Origin of the sequence: uncultured Sphingomonas sp. (assembly GCF_964250165.1) — a bacterium.
In the GTDB taxonomy this organism is placed as follows: Bacteria; Pseudomonadota; Alphaproteobacteria; order Sphingomonadales; family Sphingomonadaceae; genus Sphingomonas.
In genome coordinates, this window is record NZ_CAXUEK010000132.1 from 1 (window position 1) to 3,853 (window position 3,853).

Annotated in this window: 3 protein-coding genes; all 3 read left to right on the top strand. The window is 68.0% G+C overall.

The window, feature by feature from the left end; all coding sequences use genetic code 11:
- A partial coding sequence (locus ACFE64_RS15305) for a M20/M25/M40 family metallo-hydrolase (RefSeq protein WP_375393314.1) occupies positions 1 to 1,041 on the top strand: 1,041 nt, incomplete at its 5' end.
- Between the two features lie 117 nt (positions 1,042 to 1,158).
- Entirely contained in the window at positions 1,159 to 2,529 is a 1,371-nt protein-coding gene (locus ACFE64_RS15310; protein ID WP_375393315.1) for an MFS transporter, read from the top strand.
- A gap of 140 nt (positions 2,530 to 2,669) precedes the next feature.
- Complete coding sequence (locus ACFE64_RS15315; RefSeq protein ID WP_375393316.1) at positions 2,670 to 3,791, top strand: L-lactate dehydrogenase; 1,122 nt, start codon at positions 2,670 to 2,672, stop codon at positions 3,789 to 3,791.
- Positions 3,792 to 3,853 lie beyond the last annotated feature (62 nt).

Here is a 3,853-nt window from a genome sequence, read left to right on the forward strand (position 1 = left end):
ATCGAGGAGAACGGCTTCTTCTACGCGCGCGGCGCGTCCGACGACAAGGCGATGGTGGCGATCTACACCGATACGATGATCCGCCTTCGCGCCGAGAAGCGGCCGCGCCGGACGGTGAAGCTCGCCTTGACCTGCGGCGAGGAGCATAATGGCCCGTTCGACGGCGCCGAGTGGCTCGCCAACAACCGGCGCGCGCTGATCGACGCCGAGTTCGCGCTCAACGAGGGCGGCGGCGGCCGGCTCGATCCGCAGGGCAAGCCGCTTTATTTTGCGATGCAGGTCAGCGAGAAAAGCCCGCAGAACTACACGCTGGAGGTCACCAACCCGGGCGGCCATTCCTCGCTGCCGCGAGCGGATAACGCGATCGACGAGCTAGCCGCCGCGCTCATAAAGGTGCAGGCCTACAAGTTTCCGGTGAAGATCGACGAGACGACGCGCGCGTTCTGGACGCAGATGGCGACCGTCGTCTCGCCGGTGGCGGGGCAGGCGATGACCGCGATCGCAGCCAATCCGAACGACCGGCTGGCGGAAGCCTTGCTCGGCCGTGACCCGGGCTACAATTCGCTGCTGCGCACGACGTGCGTCGTCACGCTGCTGTCGGGCGGCCATGCTCCGAACGCGCTCCCCCAGCGCGCCACCGCGAACATCAATTGCCGCATCTTTCCGGGTGAGACGGTGGAAGAGGTGCGGCGCAAGCTGGCCGAGGTCATCGGCGATCCGGCGGTATCGGTGAGCGTGCAGGGACAACAGGCGCCCAAGTCGCGTCCGGCGCCCTTGCGCGAGGCGATCGTGGGACCCGCGGCATCGCTCGGCCGCGAACTCTATCCGAAGGTGCCGCTGATCCTGAGCATGTCGGCCGGCGCGAGCGACTCGATCTATGTGGCCGCGGTCGGCATTCCCTCCTACGGGGTGCCCGGAATCCTCTACGAGAACGACGGCGGCGGCATTCACGGCCTGAACGAGCATATCCGCGTCAAATCGCTGTACGACGGCCGTGACTATCTTCATCGGCTTATTCGCCTGTATGCCGAGATGCCTTGATCAGGGCCAGGCGGCGCCGACCGCCAACACACCGTGCTCCGACGGAAATCTCGATCGAAGCCGATGCTCGCACTTCGGTGAGGCATCACGCTGATACGCGCTGGACAAGGGTTGGGAATGCAGACGAGCATCGCGGCACTACTCGACGCACGCGCGATCCGGCCTTTCCAGCTCCTCATCGTGGCGCTCGTGATGCTCGCCCTCGTGATCGACGGGCTCGACATCCAGCTCCTGTCGCTCGTGACGCCCGTGATCCTGAAGGAATGGGCGGTGAGCAGAGCCGCGTTCGGGCCGGCCATGGCGGCCGCGCTGATCGGCATGGCGGCGGGAGCCAGCTGCGGTGGCTGGCTCGGCGACCGTCATGGGCGCAAGGCCATCCTCGTCGCGGCGACGTTCCTCTTCGGCATCGGCACCATGGCGGCCAGCATGACGCATGATATCGCTACTTTGGGGATGCTGCGCTTTGTCAGCGGTCTCGGCTTCGGCGCGGCGGCACCCAACGGAGTCGCCCTGGCCTCCGAATGGTTGCCACGGCGCGCGCAGTCCGCGGTGGTGGGGCTGCTCGCCGTGGCGACGCCGTTCGGAGGGCTGGTCGGCGCCGGCGCGGTCCTGTGGCTGCTCCCTTTAGGGGGCTGGCGCGGCTGCTTTCTTGCGTGCGGCGCGCTCGCGCTGCTGCTGGGCGCGGCCATGATCCTCGCCCTGCCCGAATCGCCCGCCTATCTGCTCGTGAAGGGCCGAGCGGCCAAGGCGCAGCGGCTCGTCCGCCGCGCCATCTCCGGCGAGATCACGCTGGCTGTCGGGCCGAGCGGCGCCGATGACCGGATTCCTCACCAGGACGGTGCCCCCATCGCGCTGCGCGACCTGATCTTCGCCAGGGAATTCCGTCGGCTGAACATCGGCCTGTGGACGGGATATTTCTGCGTGCTGTTCCTCGCCTACGCATTCTCCGCCTGGACTCCGGTGTTCCTCACGATGTCCGGCTTCCTCCTGCCGCAGGCGATCACGGTGAGCTTCGCGATCAACCTGGCGGCGGTTACCGCGGGCACCGGGATTTCCTTCTTCATCGGCCGGATCGGCTCGCGCCGTCCGCTGGTGATATGCTGCATCGGGATCGTCGTCTGCATCTGCGCGATGGCCGCGGCTCTCGTGATGGCCGATCGGCGCCCGGCGGCGTCCACGCTGCGGATCCTGATGATCGCGGGCGCGGGCGAAGGCGGCTTCAACGGCGCCGCCATCTCGATCATCTATGCCATGCTCGCTTATGCCTACCCGGCTGCCGGGCGCGCCAGCGGCGTCGGCTTCGGCATCATGGTGGGCCGTCTGGGCGGCGTGTTGGGCGCCTTGACCGGCGGAGCGCTGCTCGCCCTGCACGGGGTGAGCACGCTGCCGTTCTTCATGGTGCTGGGCAGCCTCGCCCTGATCGCGCTGTTGGGCTTTCTGATCGTCGATCGGCACATGCCCGCTAGCGCGGCCGGGGCGGCCGGGTAGCGCGGCGCCGTGCACGAAGGATCGAGACCGCACCCCCATGGCGACGTGCTAACAAGATTTCGGCGGCAAGGGCGAGCGCCCGAGCGGCCGCGGACACAAGCGAACCGGCGCGGGGCCGCGCCTGGCATCAGAGGTTGGTGATGAAGCAGTTCGAAGACTATCTGCGCCTCAGCCGCCGGCGCCTGCCGCATTTCCTGTTCGAATATGTCAACGGCGGCACATTCGACGAGGTCACGCTGCGCGCCAACCGCTCGCGCCTGGCGGAGATCACGCTGCGCCAGCGCGTAATGCGCGACATGTCCGAGATCACCACCGCGACGACCTTGCTCGGCGAAAGCTGCACGATGCCGGTCGTGCTCAGCCCGGTCGGGCTTGCGGGGATGACCTCACGCAGGGGCGAGATCAAGGCCGCGCGCGCGGCCAAGCGGATCGGCATCCCCTATTGCATGTCGACCTATTCGCTGTGCCCGATCGCCGAGGTGGGGGAGGCGATCAAGACGCCCTTCTGGTTCCAGCTCAACATGTTCAAGGATCGCGGCTTTATCCGGGAGACGCTGGCCGAGGCGGCGCGCTATTGCTCCACGCTGATCTTCAATGCCGATCTGTCGGTGCTCGGCACGCGCTACCGCGACTATCGCACCGGGCTGTTCGCGCCGGCCGGGCTGCGCGGGCACGCGATGCGTTTCCTCCAGGCGGCGGCGCGCCCGGGGTGGAGCTGGGACGTGGGCGTGCGCGGTCGCCCGCACGGGCTCGGCAACATCCAGCGTTATCTCGATGCGCACAAAATTCCCGAGGACACGCACCATTGGACCTCGGCCAACATCGATCCTTCGACCACGTGGCGCGAGCTGGCCTGGATCCGCGAGCAATGGACGAAGCCGCTGGTCATCAAGGGCATCCTCGATCCCGACGATGCGGAGGAGGCGGTGGGCGTCGGGGCGGACGCCATCGTCGTGTCCAACCACGGCGGACGCCAGCTCGACGGCGCGGTGGCGACGGTCGATGCGCTGCCGCCGGTCGCCAAACGCATCGCCGGCCGCTGCACGGTGTTCGTCGACGGCGGGGTGCGCTCGGGCATCGACGTGCTCAAGATGCTGACGCTCGGCGCGGACGGCATCTTCCTCGGCCGCGCCTGGGTGGCGGCGCTGGCGGCCGAAGGCGAGCAGGGCATCGTCGATTTCCTCGGCACGATGCAGGCGGAACTGGTACAGGGCCTGGGCATGACAGGCTGCCGAAGCGTTCAGGAGGTCGAGCGCCGCTAGGAAGCGGAACTGGGCACAGCCGCGCCTGTCCAGCGCCTAAGCCGCCGCCCGCGTGCGTTGCT